This window comes from Acinetobacter sp. CY79 (assembly GCF_059515845.1).
This window is the reverse complement of sequence record NZ_JCAKMY010000014.1, coordinates 56,945-75,303: the sequence shown is the minus strand read 5'-3', so window position 1 is coordinate 75,303 and position 18,359 is coordinate 56,945. Positions and strand designations below refer to the sequence as shown.

The following is an 18,359-nucleotide window of genomic DNA, read 5'->3' as shown; positions in this document are numbered from 1 at the left end:
ACCCTTATATCAATTGTTGGTATGTGGTCGAATTAAACCCATCGAGTCAAAAAGTACAGGCTCAGGTTCAAGTTGAATACTGAACTTTTTTAACACATCTTGCTGTACAGCGCGATAGGTTGTTTGTACATCTTGTAAATTTGCATCAGCATAATTGACCAATACAAGTGCTTGTTTATTAAACATTCCTACATTTCCAAGTTGTTTGCCTTTCCAACCTGCTTGATCAATCAGCCAACCTGCAGCGATTTTTTGCGTGTTATTCGCCTGTGGATAATGCGGCACATTGGGAAATTTCAATGCCAGCTTTTCATATTCAAAGTTTTGAATCACAGGGTTTTTAAAGAAACTACCTGCATTTGGAAATTCTTTTGGATCAGGTAATTTACTACGACGAATTTGAATGACTTGATTCTGTAAATTTTCAGGACTTAAATCGTCTGCCATGGCTGCTTTTAAATCACCATATTGGATTTTTAAATCCGGATTTTTTAATAACTTAAATACAACATGCGTAATGATATAGCGAGTCGGATCGGCTTTAAAAACACTGTGACGATAAGAAAAATCACAATCTTCAGCTAAAATCGATTCAAACTTTTGCTTGTCACGGTTATACACTTCAACAGCGTGAATAAACTCACCGACTTCAACACCATACGCACCAATATTTTGAACTGGGGATGCACCGACCAAACCTGGAATCAGAGCTAAGTTTTGTAAGCCATACATTTTCTGTTGAGTCGTCCACAGCACAAACTCATGCCAGTTTTGCCCCGCGCCAACGCGTAGGGTATACGTCGTATTATCCTCAGCAATACGTTCATTGCCTTGAATATTCATATGAATAACCAAAGCACTGATCTGATTTGGCAATAACATATTGCTACCACCTGACAAGATCATGATATTTAGCTGATTTTTATCGGCAAACTCAATTGCCTCCAGCAGATCTTGAGTATCATGAATTTGAACATAATGCGATGCAACAGCATCCAAACTCAAACTGTTCAGTGATTTTAATTGGACATTGGTTTGAACGTTTATCATGAATTATATGTACTCTACGCAACTGTTGATGCTGATTCAGAACAAGCACCATTATCTTTTAAATATGGTCAAATCTTTAATTAGGGCTTAATCTTTAAATAAAGGTTTAGTCTTTCAAATAAATATGGATTAGCTGAGTTTCGTTTTTAAATAAGTAACCCATGCTTGGCTACTCGACTCACACTGATCTAAGACCTGCTCAAAACCAAGATCTCCACCATAATAAGGATCGGGCACGGCATGTTTTGGGTAATCTAAGTCATGCTCACTCATCAAAGCGATTTGAGCTTTAATTAAATGACTTGGGAAGTTTTGTTCAGCCTGAGACTTTAATGCCTTTATATGGGCAAGATTTTCCATATCCATCGCTAAAATCAAATCGAAATCTAAAAAGTCTTGCTCAGTCAATTGTCTTGCACGTAATGCTGACAGATCATAACCATGTTTTAGAGCATGCTTCTGACTACGCAAGTCAGGCGCTTTGTTGGGATGATAATTACTGGTACCCGCAGAATCGATTTCTACATTAAGTTGCTCGGCTTGACAAAAATGTCTAAGCACAACTTCAGCAGTAGGTGAACGACAAATATTTCCTAAGCATACACATAAAATTTTGTATGGCCTTTTCGTCGTCATAACTCTCTCAAATGTACATATCTTTTATCGTTGTATATGTTAAGTTATTTAAAGGATGAATCCTATAGAACTGTAAAACAATAATGCTGAATTATGCATAAGGAATCGTGAATGGCATCATTTCAATTTCAAACAGTTGCAAATATTATTTCTGGCTTAGGCTCGATCCTAGAATTAGCCCCTATTCTCAAAGATAAAGCATATAAGAAATTGTTAGTGGTTACTGATGCAGGCATGATTCAACAACAGTTGCACTTGCCACTGCTTGAAATTTTCGATGCTACTTCTACACCATATCTTATTTTTTCAGATGTTCAAGCTGATCCGCCTGAACATGTTGTACTCGAAGCAGTGAATTTCGCAAAATCCAACGATGTCGATGCTGTATTAGGATTTGGCGGTGGCAGTTCGCTCGATGTCGCAAAAATTATCGCGATCCTCTCTGATCCCAAACAAAAGCAATCTCTTGAAAACCTTTATGGTGTTGGAAATGCTAAATCCCCTCGTCTGCCTTTGATACTCGTTCCGACGACTGCAGGGACTGGCTCTGAAGTCACCCCGATATCCATCGTGACCACAGGTGAAACCACCAAAACAGGAATCGTTTCACCAATTCTCTATGCCGACGTGGCTATTTTAGACGCGAACTTTACCAAGGATTTACCTGCACATATCACAGCTGCTACAGGTATTGATGCCATGGTGCATGCCATAGAAGCATACACCTCTAAAATGAAGAAAAACTTTTATGCAGATTTACTGGCGAAGCAAGCTTTAAGCCTACTCAATAAAAATTTAAAACTGGTGTTGGACGATGGTCATAACCTTGAAGCTCGTCAAAATATGCTTTTAGGTTCAATGCTTGCGGGTCAGGCATTTGCGAATGCACCGGTTGGAGCTGTGCATGCACTTGCCTATCCGCTGGGTGGACATTTTCATCTATCTCATGGTCACACCAATGCTCTAGTGCTATTGGAGGTTTTAAAGTTTAATGCCTCTGAAGCCAAACGAGACTACGCTGAACTCATCCAATGGATGGACCCTTATAGTAAAGGCAATACCGATGGTTTATGTGATTTATTTATCGATCATATGCAACGACACTTAGACCATAGCGGACTGACATTAAAACTCAGTGAATTAAATGTGAAAGAAAATCAATTAGAAACATTAGCCCATGACGCCATGCAACAAACTCGATTATTGCAAAACAATCCAAAACAAATGACCTTTAATGATGCATTAAACATTTATAAAGCGATTTATTAACACATTCATTTGAAAGATTTTATGAAACCGAACATTCGCACTCGACAACATTATTCTTTTATCTTTCCAATACAAACACGTTGGGCAGATAACGACATGTATGGTCATGTCAACAATGTGACTTATTATAACCCGAATCGCGGATAAGGATTTTTCTTTAAAATCATAAGCTAAATGTAATTTTATGATTAATTTTTAGTGCTATCAGATCAAGGTAAATACTTTTTTATGATCAAAATGATGCATAAATCTTAAGATGAATTGTCTCATTGCCTTAAGCAGGATTCGGGTTATTATAGTTATTTCGATACAGCAGCCAATGCTTTACTGATTCAAAAATCTGGATTTGATGTACGCCAATCACCATCTATAGGTCTAGTCGTTGAATCTCATTGTCAATTCATGCAAGAGCTGTCTTATCCCGAAATCATTGAAGTTGGTGTAGCCATTCGTAAAATCGGCAATTCCTCTCTAACCTATGACTTAGCTATTTTCAAACAAGGTCAAAATGAGGCCTCTGCACAGGGTTATTTCACCCATGTATTTGTAGATCGAAATACCAGAAAAAGCACCCCGATTTCTAAGGAAATGCGAGATGCTTTATCATCATTCTTCATCAATGAATCAACTTAAAATCCATTTTATTTAATCCAAGTGAAATACCAACTCATTTCAGCTGTACGTTATGAATTTCAGCGTCAAACATCGCCATTAGACTTTGTACAGCCTCTTCTTGAGCTAATAGCTCATTGGCTCTTGAATGGGCTCTCACTTTACGTTCAGCTTGTTTGGCATACGGTGTCTGCTCGATAACATCTTGGTACACCACACTAAATCGTGTATTCGACCATTGCGCTTTCAATTCATTTTCAAGCATATGCTGGAACTGATTGAGAATTGTTTCGTACTTCTGTGGAATATGGAAAATACTCGTGCCATTGATTTCGCCGGTCATCATCCCTTGTTGCGCCAACTCTTGCACGGCAGGAGATAATTGACTATTACGGAACCAATATTCCCACTTGTCTATATTCCATTCACCATCAAGATTTTGATGATTTAAAGTTAAAATATCCTGCGGCATTAAAGTTGAATCAGATCCAAGATCAGACACTGTATTTTGAGTAAATGACGGTTCTTGTTTACCTAATGCATTGGCAACAACGTTTTCAACTTCAGGATTTAAGAAAAAAACATCATCATTGGCATTTCCTAATGATGATTCCTTCGATTCTGGAGCAACAGGTGCATCACCAAAGAAGGTAAGTTCAGGTGCTTCATCATTCGGCTCCTCAGATTTCTCGATCTGAGCACTTTCAAGATTGGCGATTTCAATCGTAGGGCTTTGACGACTTAAAGCATCTTCAGTCGATACGCCGTGTTGATTATTGGCAACTGCAACTTCTAATCCTTGCGCAGAACTTATGTCGGCATCTGTTACTGATTGATCATTTTCATCATCAAGATAGTCATCACTACTTGGCTCATTCGGATCATGACGTTGGCTCAGTGCATGATCTAAGTCTGCATTTTCATTATATTCATCATCCTGATCAAAGCTTGCTTCATGTGAGCTATGAACGCTTGACGTTAAATGCTGTTGATCCTGAATCTCACCCTGAGCAACTGATTTATCTTGAGACACTATACTTTGATCTTTAGAAGCACGTTGGACAGTTGCAGATGATACTGATGGTTCCGTTACTGCTGATAAAACTGCTTTTGATTCTTGTCTTGATTCTTGTCTTGATGCTTGTACTGATTCCTCTTGAACTGAAGTTTGCGAGTTTGAAACCTGACTAGCTTGCTGTACGCTTACTTCATTAGGTTGCATGGGTCTAAACGCCAATAAGCGCAACACACACATTTCAAAGCCCTGTTCTTGAGTCACCGCCAACTGTAGATCTGCGCGTCCTTTACAAGCAACTTGATAATACAACTGAAGATCTTGAGCAGAAATCAAGCCCGAAAGTTGCATGATTTTGGCATTAATTTCGGCACTATATTTTAAGCTAAGATCAGGCAAGTACTGTAATAGCGCCAATTCATGCAAAGTCGATATAAACTGGTCTAAAACCAAAGAAACATCGAGTGCCTGCTGTCTAAACTGCATCAACAAGGCACTCACGCGTTGTTGTTGATTTTGATGAATCGCTAAAATCAAATCAAAAATGATGGTTCGATCGATCAATCCCAACATTTCTTTGACGTCTTGATGTTGAATCGCACCTTGACCATAGGCAATCGCCTGATCTGTAAGCGACAAGGCATCACGCAAGGAACCTTGAGCAGATTCTGCGATTTGCCAAATCGCATCTTGCTCTGCTTGAATGTCTTCTTTATTTAAAATATTGGTCAAGTGCGCTGTAATTTCATCGACAGCCAAAGGACGTAAAGTAAATTGTAAGCAACGTGAAATTACTGTGATGGGTAGTTTTTGTGGATCTGTCGTCGCAAACAGAAACTTCACATGTTCGGGTGGTTCTTCTAATGTCTTAAGTAATGCATTAAAGGAATGCGTTGACAGCATGTGTACTTCATCGATCAAATATACTTTGTATCGACCCTGCGTTGGTGCATAAGGGACGTTGTCGAGTAATTCACGCGTATCTTCGACCTTGGTACGTGATGCAGCATCGATTTCGATTAAATCAATAAAGCGACCTTCATTCACCGCTGTGCAGGTTGGACACACTTCACACGGCGTCGAAGTTACACCGGTCTCACAGTTTAAACATTTTGCAAGAATACGCGCGATCGTGGTTTTACCTACGCCACGTGTTCCTGTAAACAGATAGGCATGATGCAATCTGCCACGTTCTAAAGCACTGGTTAATGCACGTGATACATGGTTTTGACCAACGAGTTCGATAAAATTACGTGGACGATATTTACGTGCAAGTACTTGATACATGGATGCTCCCTTTATACAGGTCTAAGCATACTGTTTTTTTATTCAAGAGTGAATGCGGATTGCGAATTCTCTTGTTAAGTGATGCGTATGAAAACGAATAAACAGTTCATAAAAGCGAAAATCAAACAAAAAAGGGTTAAAATCTCCCCCTTTAAATGACGATTAAATTACTTTCTCAAGCGAAAAATCATCAAATGCCACATAAGCATTCGAAGTTTTGTCTTCTAAAATCTCGAGTACATTATTCTTTAAATCTACAAAAATTAAATTCCGTGTAGATACATTTTCAAGCTCTAATGTTGTTTGATCGGCATCTGAAAATTTGACGTTACCTTTCAAAGTCTCGATTTCATTGTGACCACTTAAACTTAAGCGAGAGAGTACAAATGTTTGATCTGCTTTCAATGTCAATTCAACAGACATCCCAGGACATTCATCACATCGAGAAATACACGCCATACACGGCGTCGTGCCCTGATACTTTCCAACCCAGTCAGGAATCACAACTTTCTTCTCAAAGCCTTGATGTTTTACAGTGCTTGTAGTTTCCGATGTAACAGTTTGTTCGCCACAGCCGACCATTGCAGTAAGCGCAATCAATGGAATGAAAATTGACTTTTGCATGTGAGACTACAAAAAAGTAAATAAAGCGAAAAATAACATAATTTATTGCCGATGCAAGTATCGAAATACCAGCTTTTCGTCAAGATGAACTGATTAGTGTGATTCTAGTCCATCATTGATTAATACATCCTCAGGCTTTGCCAAACCAATTCCATCTTTAATTTCAGCGATATAACTCCCCTTATCTGTAAAAACTTTTAAAATCGCGTAGCGATCATCTTTACTCTGAGTAATCGTAAAATAATTTAAGTCTTCAGGATAACCCTCAAAGCTCCCTCGCCATTTCATAATATCTTGATCTAATTGATCGACAGATTGAATTATCGCAGTACGATGAAGATCAAATTGCAACATTTTCAGTTCAATTCGATCGCCCACTTGTTTATCCGCCATATTATCTATATTAAAGCTGAATAAAAAACCTGCTTCAGGATTTTTAAAATGCGCTGGAATCAGATGAGTTCTCAGTGCATTCGGCTCTATGGCGGATATAAGATTTTTATCAATTTTATGTTGCTCAATCTTTTCATCATTTAAAGATGGATTCTCCTCACCATGACGATTGCTCAAATCCACGTCAATTTTAGAATCAGAAGATTGCTCTTTGACCTCAAACTCATCCACTGAATGCGTCTCAGGTTTAAAATAAATTAATGTTGTGGCAGCCAATGTAGCCACCACAAGGATTAAGTAAATTGTTTTATTCATTGCTTATGGATAACTCAACGATTAACGAAATTGAGAAACAGCGGAAGCATTCTTATTAATCATGCTCAAAGCATCCGTTTTATTGGTTAAACCTAAACGATAACCATATTTTGGATGATACAAAGTAGGACTTGAGAAAAATGGAAGTGAGTTCCCCCCCATAATCGTGCTACCTAAAGGATGTGCAAAACCACGAGCAGAATCATGACTATCATTATGATCTACACCCATATTATGTCCAAACTCATGGCGCATGACTGACAAACCACAATTGGTACTACCGGTGCCCAACATATAATACGCTGATGGTGTTCTATTAAGCCAAGCTAAGCCACAGCCTTCTTCATTGCCTTGATAGTAAACGGCATCCGCTTTTACACGATTACGTTCATTTTGAATCATCTTGTCATCACGACCCGCGCCCGTAATATCCCCTAATTGGGTACTGCCAGGGATTCTATACTCAAGATAACCTACGTCTCGAATATAAAATTGAGCATGAGAGTTTTCTGCTGCCACATTGGTGAGATCTTGCGCTTCTAACATCCGAATCTTGGCAGCATTCGCACCCAAGGACTTAGACACTTCTGGACTATTCACCAACAACATATCAATGGTATAGCTGTCTTTAATCCATCCTGTTGCACTAAATACATAGCGCTGATTCTCACCTTTGGAAATCGTCTGCTTTAAACCATTTGATGCAGTGATCGTGGTACTCCAATCCGCCAATGAGCTAAAGATTACTTTATCTCCAATGCTGGCTTTAGAAGGTAGAGCTAAAGTCGCTTGCCAATTGGCATTACCGATTTTTACTCGTGTGATCGGTTGTTTCATATCAGGAAGTTTTTGATCCGTCAAAGATTTGGCGTCTACATGTAATTGTGGTGAAGACATCAGTACCCATTTCGCAATATCAGCCACATACATAAACTCATAGCGATCACCGTGGTTTAGTTTCAACGTTGCTTGGGTATTGATATTGGTATTAGAAATGGTCGCTTCCCAAGTTGCAGAAGATTTCACTACGATACGGTCACGATCTTTAGCATTTTGAGGGAGTTCTAAGCTTGGAATCCAATTGCCATCTGCAAAAATAACTTCTGTGAGTGGTGCTTTGATCGTTGTGATTTTAGACCCGACATCTTGTGCCTTGAGCTGATAAGGACTCACATTTTCAGGAACCCATTTACTTAGCTCTTTAGAATATTTAAACCAAAAACTGTCTCCATTTTTTAGAATGTAGCTACTCGGAAACAGTAAATTTGATGTATTTATAGAGGAATCATAACTCGCTTCAGACACCACGTTAATTAGCGTGCCTTCAGCAACATTATTTGGCAATGTAATTTGACGTGCCCATTGTCCATTCCGTACATGTACTTTTTGAATCATTTCATTGTTGCTAATGACAACAAAGTCATTAACACCATTACTCGGATAGCTCACGACAGGATTGACACGCCATTGATTTATAGCTTTATTGAAAATAAAACGATAGGTCTGACCTTGGCGAATGGTTAACGATTCTAACGGTAAATCTGTGTTGGATGCATCAAGATAAGATACATACCCAGCTTGAGAACTAATCGTAATCACATCTTTATCATTGGCTGATGATGGCAAGCTCAGGTTTTGAACCCAATTACCATTCGATAGATTAAATTGTAAATCACTATACCCCGAAGGGATAAGACCACTGTTTTTATTGGTATTTGGCGTCAGAACGGTACTTGCAACAACACCACTCAAAAGACACGTTGCGACGAATAGCGATATTTTATTTTTCATGAACAGCTCTTATTATTAAGTTTAAATTTATAGTGTGCAAATTGTATAAATAAAGTTTGTTTAATTCTAGTTATCCAAATAACTGATGAGTCAAGCTTAGAACCAACCTTTTTTACCATGGATGATCAAATCTGCACAGCGTAGAGTTTCTTGGCTCAAGCCCCACAAACGATAATCACCAGTAATCGAACCTGTTGGAAAATTATGCGTATAAGCAAAGCTCAGTTCCCGCTCAGGATCACACCAAGCGCCTGACCCATTGTAGCCAATATGACCAAAACCTTGATTGGCACGTTTTCCCAAGGTCAGTACTCTGTGGTAACCCAAACGCCATTTCATTGGAATCGGCATGACTCGGTCTCGCCCATGATTTTGAATGGTACTCAGTGCTTCAAAGGTCGCTGGGTCAATCAGTTCAATATTATTCCATCGTCCGCCTTGAGCCAGCATCGCGTAGATTTTTGCAAGGCTTCTTGCAGTGAATACACCATTCGCAGCAGGAATCATGCTTTGCAAAGTGTCATCGTCAAAAAAGCTAAAACGTGCCATTCCCTTAGGCACCATCGCATCTAGAAAATCTTCAGGGTTTTGCCCCGATAGTTCGATGGCTTTTGCTATTAAATCAGGCTTGTGCTTTTCTCGTGTTTTAAGCTTAGGTTGGTTTTTCTTTTGTTCTGCCTTGAGTGCACGCATGTCTGGATCTTGATAATTGAGCGGTTTTGCAATACGACCAATCTCATTTTTCGGAACACCGAAATAAGCGCCATCGAGTTCAAGCGGTGCAGTAAGATAAAGTTTCATCAAATCCTGTAAAGGTCTTTGTGTTGCTTTTTCCATCGCACCACCGACTAACCATCCAAAAGTCAGTGCTTGATAGGCATTTTGTGAACCGATTTCAAATCGTGGTTGACTCCGTTCCATCACTTGCAACATATGTTGCCAATCAGACATTTCGGATGCTTGACCAATCCTGTTACGTATATCGTACAACCCTGATTCATGGCTCAAGACATGTCTCAGCGATAGCTTTTCTTTACCATACTGAGCAAATTCAGGCCAATAATCCGCAATGGGCTGATCATAATCTAAAAAACGATGACTCACCAAGATATGAACCAGCGTGGCTAGTATTCCCTTACCCGTCGAATAACACACGGATAATGTATCGTTCTTCCATAATTCATTTTTTGACTTTTTGCCTGTATAAATATCAACAACTTTTTCGCCTTTAAAATAGACAGCAAGCGCAGCACCGCCTTGCTCACTACGCGAATCTTGTAAGCGACTAAAATTTGTCGCCAAATCTTTAAATCTTGGATCTACATGGCCTTGATAATTATTATGATCAGCATGCAGGTAATCACGAATCAGTTTCATTACATATCCTTATTGTTATGTTTTTTTATATCGAGTTTCATGTATTTAATCACAACTTAAATAGAACAGCTTAAATAGAATCGCTCTCACAACTATTGATAAAGCCAACTAAAAATTCATCATGAAAATTATGAATATCAAATTTAATCTCGTTGTACAACGCTGCTTATACAAAACATCGCCTTTCATCTAATGTTAGAATCATTTACATCAAATCGAAAAAAGCCCAAACCTTGTGTTCAGGCTTCTTGTTCTGATTATAGTGTTTTCAAAACACCCGCCACATGTGGCTTCTGTGATTTCTCATTGCGAATTAAAATATGGGTATTGCCATTTTGTTCAGCTGTTAAAAACTCAACTTTGGATGGTAAAAACATCGGCAGTTTAAAATGAACATCTGCTTCATAGGCATCTGGCAACTCTAAACTTGCCAATGCACGCGCTTTACTCCACATACCATGTGCAATCGCCTGCTTAAAGCCAAATGCTTTTGCAGTGACAGCATGAATATGAATCAGATTAAAGTCGCCAGATGACATTGCATAACGGCGACCTGTATTTTCTGCAACATCCCAGACCGCTTTTAACTGATAATCGGGCACGCTTTCTTCTTTGAATTTAGGCTGTACAATGCCTTCTGTTTTTTGACGCGCCAGATAAGTGGTTAGACCTTCCATCACCACTTCACCATTAATTTTAGCTGTGGTTAAAAAGTCAAACTGAAGTCCTTTATCATGTGCTTTGAGCTCACCAAATTTGCAAGATAGCGTCATCGTTTCATTCACGCCAATTTTCCGCGTTTGTTTGACCACATTCCGAATGTGAACCAAACCCAACAATGCAAATGGGAAAGCTTCTGTGGTCATCATATGCATTTGTAGGCTTTGCGACACAACTGCCAAATAGGTCGCAGGAACATAGCCATTTTGCTGATAACCACAAATTTCATTGTAGGCTTTTAAATGTTTTGAGTCGGTTTTAAATGAATCCACCACATACTCAACCTGCGGTAGTACTTTTTCACCTTTAGGCTTTTTAAAAATTAAGCCTTGAATTACTTTTGGATAAGCCAAGTACGGTTTTGGCAGTTGACTAAAATGACGAGTATTCATACCAGACCTTTCAATTTTTATATTTTAATAGACTCAAATTATTATCTTCCATCCAAACAATGAAATTTAACAATTTGCTTAGGATCAACATTTTAACTACGTATCAAAACAAAAATTTTGAAAAAATAACTCAAAACTCAGGTTTGAAATACGCTTAGGATTAAAGTTTTCTGTCTTATATGTAACACAAGCCCTTCTATTGAGAAAGGCTTGTGACATCCGATCATATGTATGCATGATCAAATTGAAGAATGGGGAGCTAATATTAAGTACCTAGTATTAAGTAACTAGTATTAAGCACCTAACAGGCTTTGACCGCACACGCGTACCACATTGCCGTTCAAACCTGTAGAAGCTGTAGATGCAAATAATGCAATCGTTTCAGCCACATCAACAGGCTGACCACCTTGGCTCATAGAGTTCATACGACGTCCTGCTTCACGAATAGCAAATGGAATCGCTGCCGTCATTTGTGTTTCAATAAAACCAGGTGCTACAGCATTGATGGTGACACCATTTTTCAAGATGGGTGCGGTGAATTTAACCAAGCCAATCACACCTGCTTTTGAAGCAGCATAGTTGGTTTGACCTAAGTTACCGGCAATGCCTGAAATTGAAGACACACATACAATGCGTCCATTTTCATTTAAGCCTGAATTTTCAAGTAAATAATCATTCACGCGTTCAATCGCAGCCAAGTTGATATTGATCACCAAATCCCAAAGCTCAGGCTTCATATTTGCCAAAGTTTTGTCGCGCGTAATTCCTGCATTGTGAACAATAATATCTAGTCCACCTTGCTGATCTGCTGCAGTCTTAATCTTCTCACCTGCATCAGCCGCAGTAATATCAATGGCTAGCGTTGAACCACCAATTTCACTTGCCACACGATCCAAATCTGCTTGTTGTTGAGGAACATCGAGACAAATCACATGCGCGCCATCACGAGACAAGACATGTGCAATCGCCTCACCAATACCTCGACTTGCGCCTGTAACAACAGCGGTCTTACCTGCAAGTGGTTTAGTCCAATCCACATCAAGCACAGTTGCCTTAGACACACGAATCACTTGACCAGATACATAGGCAGAACGTGGTGACAATAAGAAACGTAAAGTCGACTCCACATTTGAAGCTGCATCTTGATCCACATACACCAATTGCGCTGCAATACCTTTTTTAAATTCCTTACCCACAGACTTTACAAAACCTTCAAGCGCACGTTGAGCAATCGCCTGTTTAACTGTCGGAGCTTGCTCTGGCGTTAAACCGACTACAATGACACGACCTGAAGCTTGAATCTGACGCGCGATTGGATTAAAGAATTTATGTAATTCATTTAATTGTTCTGAATTTTGAATCCCTGAAGCATCAAACACGACAGCTTTAAATTTTGATTCTTTATCGCCCTCATTGAACGCACCGACATTTAAACCCACCTTAGCTGCCGCTTGTTGTAATTCTGAATTATTTCCTGCATATGTATTGGCATGAATATTCGCAAGAACTTGAGCAATATCACCAGAAAGTTGGCTAGATGGTGCAGCACCTAAAAGCACAGCACCTTGAATCACAGGTGTAGGAGAAGTAAAACGATCTAATTCAAGTGGGGTTGGTAAACCTAAATTTTTAATGACAAATTTACCAATTGGAGATTTTGAAAATGCTTGATATTGGTCAGTCATGAATGTGATCTCTCGACAAAGTAATTTATAGTGGATCTAAGTGCGTTTCGAACTTCTATGTAATCTCAAACACTTATAATATAAATGATCCATCTGTTTCAGATAAATAATACTTGAGTTAATCTATGTATGTCTTGACCTGAACGTTTTGTTAAATGTCATTATAGTCAATTCGACTACATTTCAGATATGCTAATCTACAGTCCTAGAATATCGTAAATATGCTTGGAAAAGCCTTATGAGCAAAACAACTCAAGAAAATCCAACAGTCGAAAATTCTGCCAAAGAAACAGTGTCAAATACATCAAAAACTCGCTCTAAAGCAAGTTCAAGTACACAGACAGCTTCGACTAACACAAATACTTCAAAAGCTTCAGCTATGCGTTCTACAACTAAGCCACGCAAAAGTAGCCCTGCTAATACAAAAACATCAACGTCTAAAGCAACAATCAAAATTAAATCTTCTGCTCAACAGGATAAAACTATGAGTCAAAATACTGTACGCCGTGTTGCAATTATTGGGGGAAATCGTATTCCCTTCGCTCGCTCAAACGGTGCTTACTTCACAGCAACCAACATGGATATGTTTACTGCAGCATTAAATGGGTTAGTTGAGCGTTTCAACTTAAAAGGTCAGCGTTTAGGCGAAGTGGTTGCAGGTGCTGTACTTAAACATAGCCGTGATTTCAACATGACGCGTGAATGTGTTTTAAATACAGAACTGGCACCTGAAACTCCAGCTTATGACATTCAGCAAGCATGTGGTACAGGTTTACAAGCTGCATTTTTAGTGGCGAACAAAATTGCCCTTGGTCAAATTGAAGTCGGTGTTGCTGGTGGTGTAGATACCACATCTGATGCGCCCATTGCTTTTGGTGATGGTCTTCGTAAAGCTCTACTAGAACTGAATATTGCCAAAACAGCTAAAGATCGCTTAAAAGCCCTGACTAAAATCAATGTTAAGGATTTACTCGATGCGCCTAAAAATGGTGAGCCACGTACAGGTTTATCGATGGGTGATCATCAAGCAATCACGACGCTTGAATGGGGTATTTCGCGTGAAGCTCAGGATGAACTTGCCGCTTCTTCACATCAAAAAATGGGCAAAGCATACGAAGAAGGTTTCTTCGATGATTTAATTACACCATTCTTAGGTCTTGAGCGTGATAATAATTTACGACCTGATTCATCTGTAGAAAAACTTGCAAAACTTAAACCTGCTTTTGGTAAAGGTGATGCTCGCACCATGACTGCGGGTAATTCAACGCCACTGACTGATGGTGCTTCATGTGTACTTTTAGCTTCTGAAGAATGGGCAAAAGCCAATGGTCATGAAATTTTAGCGTATCTTTCTTTCTCTGAAACTGCTGCGGTTGATTTTGTAGAGAAAAAAGAAGGTTTGTTAATGGCGCCTGCTTATGCTGTTCCACGTATGTTGGATCGTGCTGGTCTCAAATTACAAGATTTTGATTATTATGAAATTCACGAAGCATTTGCATCTCAAGTGCTTTCAACGCTTAAAGCGTGGGAAGATCCAAAATTCTGTAAAGAGCGTTTAGGCTTAGATGCACCATTAGGTTCTATCGATCGCTCTAAATTAAATGTAAAAGGCTCATCACTAGCTGCTGGTCATCCATTTGCTGCAACTGGTGGTCGTATCATCGCAACAGCTGCAAAATTGATTCACCAAAAGGGTTCAGGTCGTGTGCTCGTTTCGATCTGTGCTGCTGGTGGGCAAGGTGTAACTGCAATTATTGAAAAATAATCGCGTAGTAGTTCAGTCAAAAAGCACCTCGATTGAGGTGCTTTTTTGTTTTCTTTTTAGGGTATTTAATGGTGATTGATAGCTCATATTTAGAGGGATTAATCATGACTTCTCACTGAAAGTTCAACGATGACGTTTTATTTCATTATTGAATAACAACATAACCCATTTTGGCTTCGATCAAGTCATAACACCATTGAAAGATAAAGGTATACACCAATATACACAGGGTCAAACTGAAATCTAGAACAATAGCTTCCCATAAATTCATTTTCATTGCATAAGCTAACATTGGAATTGTCGCAAGCATTAAACCACCTTCAAAACCAATCGCATGCAGGACACGTATTTTTACAGTTCTTTTGAGTTGATGTTTTGCTTCGAATTTCTCAAAATAATGGTTAAACACCATATTCCAAATCACGGACGTCACCGCCATAACAATACCGAGAACCCCAGTAACCTCTAATGGCATTTCAAAAATATAACTCAAGGCAAGCGCAATAATCACTAACAGGATGATTTCATAGCTCAAGGCATGAACAATCCTTCTTTTGGAAAAAAACATTTTAAATCTCTCTTTATAAGAATAAATATATTGCTGGAGATATTATTTTATAAATTTAGATGATTCGAGTTAGAATCTTTCAATATTATTGATAGATGGCTTTGTTTGCAGGAAGCACAATGAATATTAATCAAGAACAACTCACCATTTTTAAAACCGTGATGGAATTAGGATCATTCTCTGCAGCTGCTCGAGATTTGGGAAAAGTACCTTCTGCTGTAAGCATGGCTATCGCTAATTTAGAGATTGATTTAAATATTCAACTTTTTGAAAGAGTTGGTCGAGAGCCCAAACCTACAGCACAGGCTTTGGTTCTATATGAGAAAACACAACAACTACTCATCGAGATGAGCCAATGGAAACAACATGCGCATGCATTAAGTGAGGGATTAGAGTCGTCCTTAAACATTGTCGTCGTTTCGGAGCTTTTACATACTCAATGGACTGAATATATTGCCTTACTTGAAAATCAATTTCCAAGCTTGCAAGTCAATATTATTACTGCACCGCAAGAAGACGCTTTAAAAATGCTGTTTAACCAAAGTGCTCAACTGGCTTTAATTTTTGAAAGAGAGCATTTAGAGCACGGCGAACAATTTGTAGAGGTGAAAAGAGAAAAACTTGTTCCTGTTGTATCCACCAATCATCCTCTAGCTCAATTTGAACACATTCGATTTGAAGAACTGCTTAAAAATCGGCAAATCGTGGTCGCAAGCCGTGATAAAAACATTAAACCTGAGCTGCTTTACTCAAATCAATATTGGCGGACGGATAATCACCATTCAGCTGCGATGCTGATTTCCGACAATTTAGGTTGGGGGGTTTTGCCCTATCAAATGCTGATTGAAAATCCTTTATTGAGATCAAAACTTAAAATTATGCAGTTGTCAGATTTCACGCCTGAATTTGAATATTACGTGGATTTAGTATGGAATCGTCAAAGTACGCAAGGGGCTGCTGCTCGTTTTTTGATTAATCACCTCAGAAATGTGCGTATTTCAGCTAAATAATCGTATTTTTAAGTTAATTTGAAGCTGACAACAAATCAGCATGTGATATAAAAGCAGTAACAAGTATTTTAACTAAGAATTAAATTGCAATGAAACATACAGCGTTAGACCAATTAAAAGCAATCACCACCATCGTTGCAGATACAGGTGATTTAACGGCAATTGAAAAATTCCGTCCTTTAGACGCAACGACTAATCCATCTTTAATTACGGCTGCAGCGACTCTTCCTGAAAATAAGATTCTCATTGAAGATGCATATGCACAAGCCAAAGCAGAAGGTTTTACTGCTGACTTACTTATCGAACGTACAATTGATATTTTAACGGTTAAATTAGGCGTTGAAATTTTAAAATTAATTGATGGTCGTGTATCCACTGAAGTCGATGCAGCATTGTCTTATGACACAGAAGCAACCATCGAGAAAGCCAAAGAGCTTCTGGCACTCTATAAAGATTACGGTATTGATCAAAATAGAATTTTAATTAAGATTGCTTCGACATGGGAAGGCATTCAAGCCGCGAAATCACTGGAAGCTGAAGGGATACATTGTAACCTCACCCTGTTATTTGGCTTACATCAAGCTAAAGCATGTGCTGATGCCAAAGTCACTTTAATTTCTCCATTTGTGGGACGTATTTTAGATTGGTATAAAAAAGCTGAAGGAGTAGACCAATACCCTATCGAAAAAGATCCAGGGGTTTTATCTGTTAAGCAAATTTATACCTTCTTTAAACAACATCAGATTAAAACAGAGATTATGGGTGCAAGTTTCCGTAGCGTCGATCAAGTACTTGGATTGGCTGGATGTGATTTACTGACCGTTTCCCCAAATCTATTATCTGATTTATCACAAGATGATCGTGAGGTGAAAGCGCAACTTTCTACTGCCGAAGCACTTGAACAACCAATCATTGAAGATACAGTTTTAGATAAAGATCATTTCAAAACAGAAATTGAAAAAGATTTGATGGCGAGCCAATTATTGCAAAGTGGTATTGATGGCTTTATCAAGGCACGCCAACAACTCAATGTTTTATTGCGTCAATCGTTTGGTTTTGATGCTGAAATCGAGGCATAAACGACGCTATAGCTTATCCTCACAAAATCTATCGAATCGAGTCATCTGACTCGATTTTTCATTTTCAAATTGTAATCTAGAAGCGAGACGTCGAGTGTTTGGTATTACTGATATTGTTACATTTATCATTGGCACAGTATTGATCATCGTACTACCAGGACCAAACTCGCTATATGTGATGTCTATAGCAACCCGTTATGGCATTCGAACAGGGTATATCGGAGCGCTTGGGGTCTTTTTTGGCGACTGCATTCTGATTTTGGCTACGGTTTTAGGTGCAGCAACCTTGCTTCATACTTTTCCTTGGCTGTTTATTTTACTGAAAGCCATTGGGGCAATTTATTTATCTTACTTAGGCATAAGGCTCTTTATCGCTGCTTTTCATACATGGACTCGAAAAGCTCAATCTCTTGATTTTAGCTCAAACTCAAAACCAGAAAAATTTCACCCTTTTCGAACTGCACTCACCATTAGCGTGCTGAATCCAAAAGCGATTATGTTTTATTTATCGTTTTTTATTCAGTTTGTCGATCCAAGCTATGCTTACCCAGCATTAAGTTTTACGGTGCTCGCAACTATTCTACAAATCATGAGTATGGCGTATTTGAGCCTATTAATTTTCTCAGGAGTCAGGATCGCTTCTTACTTCAATAGTCGCTATAAACTCTCTGCTCTAGCGGTGGCATCTATTGGACTACTGTTCTGTGGATTCGGAATTAAACTTGCATTCTCAACCCTCTAAAATCCTAATGTTTCTATTCATCTTGAGTA

Annotated in this window: 16 protein-coding genes and 1 pseudogene; 7 read left to right on the top strand and 10 right to left on the bottom strand. The window is 38.8% G+C overall.

Features of this window, described 5'->3' with window-relative positions; genetic code table 11:
* Positions 1 to 9: 9 nt before the first annotated feature.
* Together murB and AC5YCE_RS07595 are read right to left on the bottom strand one after the other, a co-directional pair.
* Complete coding sequence (murB, locus tag AC5YCE_RS07600; RefSeq protein ID WP_496171613.1) at positions 10 to 1,047, bottom strand: UDP-N-acetylmuramate dehydrogenase; 1,038 nt, start codon at positions 1,045 to 1,047, stop codon at positions 10 to 12.
* A 132-nt stretch (positions 1,048 to 1,179) separates the two neighbouring features.
* Positions 1,180 to 1,686: a low molecular weight protein-tyrosine-phosphatase gene (locus AC5YCE_RS07595; protein ID WP_496171592.1), complete on the bottom strand. Its 507-nt coding sequence runs from the start codon at positions 1,684 to 1,686 to the stop codon at positions 1,180 to 1,182.
* A 111-nt stretch (positions 1,687 to 1,797) separates the two neighbouring features.
* Here AC5YCE_RS07595 and AC5YCE_RS07590 point away from each other — a divergent pair, with 111 nt between their 5' ends.
* The 3 genes and pseudogenes from AC5YCE_RS07590 to AC5YCE_RS07580 form a co-directional block, all read left to right on the top strand.
* Entirely contained in the window at positions 1,798 to 2,955 is a 1,158-nt protein-coding gene (locus AC5YCE_RS07590) for an iron-containing alcohol dehydrogenase (RefSeq protein WP_496171591.1), read from the top strand.
* Between the two features lie 21 nt (positions 2,956 to 2,976).
* Complete coding sequence (locus AC5YCE_RS07585; protein WP_496171590.1) at positions 2,977 to 3,102, top strand: hypothetical protein; 126 nt, start codon at positions 2,977 to 2,979, stop codon at positions 3,100 to 3,102.
* Positions 3,103 to 3,246: 144 nt separating this feature from the next.
* Positions 3,247 to 3,588 (top strand): annotated as a pseudogene (locus tag AC5YCE_RS07580) (acyl-CoA thioesterase); the annotation flags it as partial.
* A gap of 34 nt (positions 3,589 to 3,622) precedes the next feature.
* Here the strand turns inward: AC5YCE_RS07580 and dnaX are convergent.
* The 7 genes from dnaX to AC5YCE_RS07545 all read right to left on the bottom strand — a co-directional run bounded on the left by dnaX (position 3,623) and on the right by AC5YCE_RS07545 (position 13,166).
* Positions 3,623 to 5,869 (bottom strand): DNA polymerase III subunit gamma/tau, encoded by a 2,247-nt coding sequence (dnaX, locus tag AC5YCE_RS07575; protein WP_496171589.1) that lies wholly within the window; start codon positions 5,867 to 5,869, stop codon positions 3,623 to 3,625.
* A gap of 162 nt (positions 5,870 to 6,031) precedes the next feature.
* Positions 6,032 to 6,493, bottom strand: coding sequence for a copper resistance protein NlpE N-terminal domain-containing protein (locus AC5YCE_RS07570; protein ID WP_496171588.1), 462 nt, complete (start codon positions 6,491 to 6,493; stop codon positions 6,032 to 6,034).
* 93 nt (positions 6,494 to 6,586) lie between these two features.
* The gene (gene cpaB / locus AC5YCE_RS07565) at positions 6,587 to 7,201 is read right to left on the bottom strand and encodes a metalloprotease secretion chaperone CpaB (protein WP_496171587.1); all 615 of its coding nucleotides are present in this window, start codon (positions 7,199 to 7,201) and stop codon (positions 6,587 to 6,589) included.
* 21 nt (positions 7,202 to 7,222) lie between these two features.
* Positions 7,223 to 8,998, bottom strand: coding sequence for a metalloendopeptidase CpaA (cpaA, locus tag AC5YCE_RS07560; RefSeq protein WP_496171612.1), 1,776 nt, complete (start codon positions 8,996 to 8,998; stop codon positions 7,223 to 7,225).
* A gap of 90 nt (positions 8,999 to 9,088) precedes the next feature.
* Complete coding sequence (locus tag AC5YCE_RS07555) at positions 9,089 to 10,363, bottom strand: serine hydrolase domain-containing protein (protein ID WP_496171611.1); 1,275 nt, start codon at positions 10,361 to 10,363, stop codon at positions 9,089 to 9,091.
* Positions 10,364 to 10,626: 263 nt separating this feature from the next.
* Positions 10,627 to 11,481 carry a MaoC family dehydratase gene (locus AC5YCE_RS07550; protein WP_496171586.1) on the bottom strand — a complete coding sequence of 285 codons (855 nt, stop codon included), beginning with the start codon at positions 11,479 to 11,481 and terminating at the stop codon, positions 10,627 to 10,629.
* A 293-nt stretch (positions 11,482 to 11,774) separates the two neighbouring features.
* Positions 11,775 to 13,166 (bottom strand): 3-oxoacyl-ACP reductase, encoded by a 1,392-nt coding sequence (locus AC5YCE_RS07545; protein ID WP_496126854.1) that lies wholly within the window; start codon positions 13,164 to 13,166, stop codon positions 11,775 to 11,777.
* Positions 13,167 to 13,404: 238 nt separating this feature from the next.
* On the opposite strand from AC5YCE_RS07545, the gene AC5YCE_RS07540 reads away from it, so the two are divergent.
* On the top strand, positions 13,405 to 14,931 hold the full coding sequence (locus AC5YCE_RS07540; protein ID WP_496171585.1) for an acetyl-CoA C-acetyltransferase: 1,527 nt from the start codon (positions 13,405 to 13,407) through the stop codon (positions 14,929 to 14,931).
* Between the two features lie 145 nt (positions 14,932 to 15,076).
* Here the strand turns inward: AC5YCE_RS07540 and aceI are convergent, their stop codons facing one another.
* Positions 15,077 to 15,499, bottom strand: a complete 423-nt coding sequence (gene aceI / locus AC5YCE_RS07535; protein ID WP_496171584.1) for a chlorhexidine efflux PACE transporter AceI — start codon at positions 15,497 to 15,499, stop codon at positions 15,077 to 15,079.
* Positions 15,500 to 15,618: 119 nt separating this feature from the next.
* Between aceI and aceR the strand changes: the two genes are divergently transcribed.
* The 3 genes from aceR (at position 15,619) to leuE (ending at position 18,330) form a co-directional block, all read left to right on the top strand.
* Complete coding sequence (aceR, locus tag AC5YCE_RS07530) at positions 15,619 to 16,509, top strand: HTH-type transcriptional regulator AceR (protein ID WP_496171583.1); 891 nt, start codon at positions 15,619 to 15,621, stop codon at positions 16,507 to 16,509.
* A gap of 89 nt (positions 16,510 to 16,598) precedes the next feature.
* The gene (gene tal / locus AC5YCE_RS07525) at positions 16,599 to 17,588 is read left to right on the top strand and encodes a transaldolase (RefSeq protein WP_496171582.1); all 990 of its coding nucleotides are present in this window, start codon (positions 16,599 to 16,601) and stop codon (positions 17,586 to 17,588) included.
* Positions 17,589 to 17,682: 94 nt separating this feature from the next.
* Positions 17,683 to 18,330, top strand: a complete 648-nt coding sequence (gene leuE, locus AC5YCE_RS07520; RefSeq protein WP_496171581.1) for a leucine efflux protein LeuE — start codon at positions 17,683 to 17,685, stop codon at positions 18,328 to 18,330.
* Positions 18,331 to 18,359 lie beyond the last annotated feature (29 nt).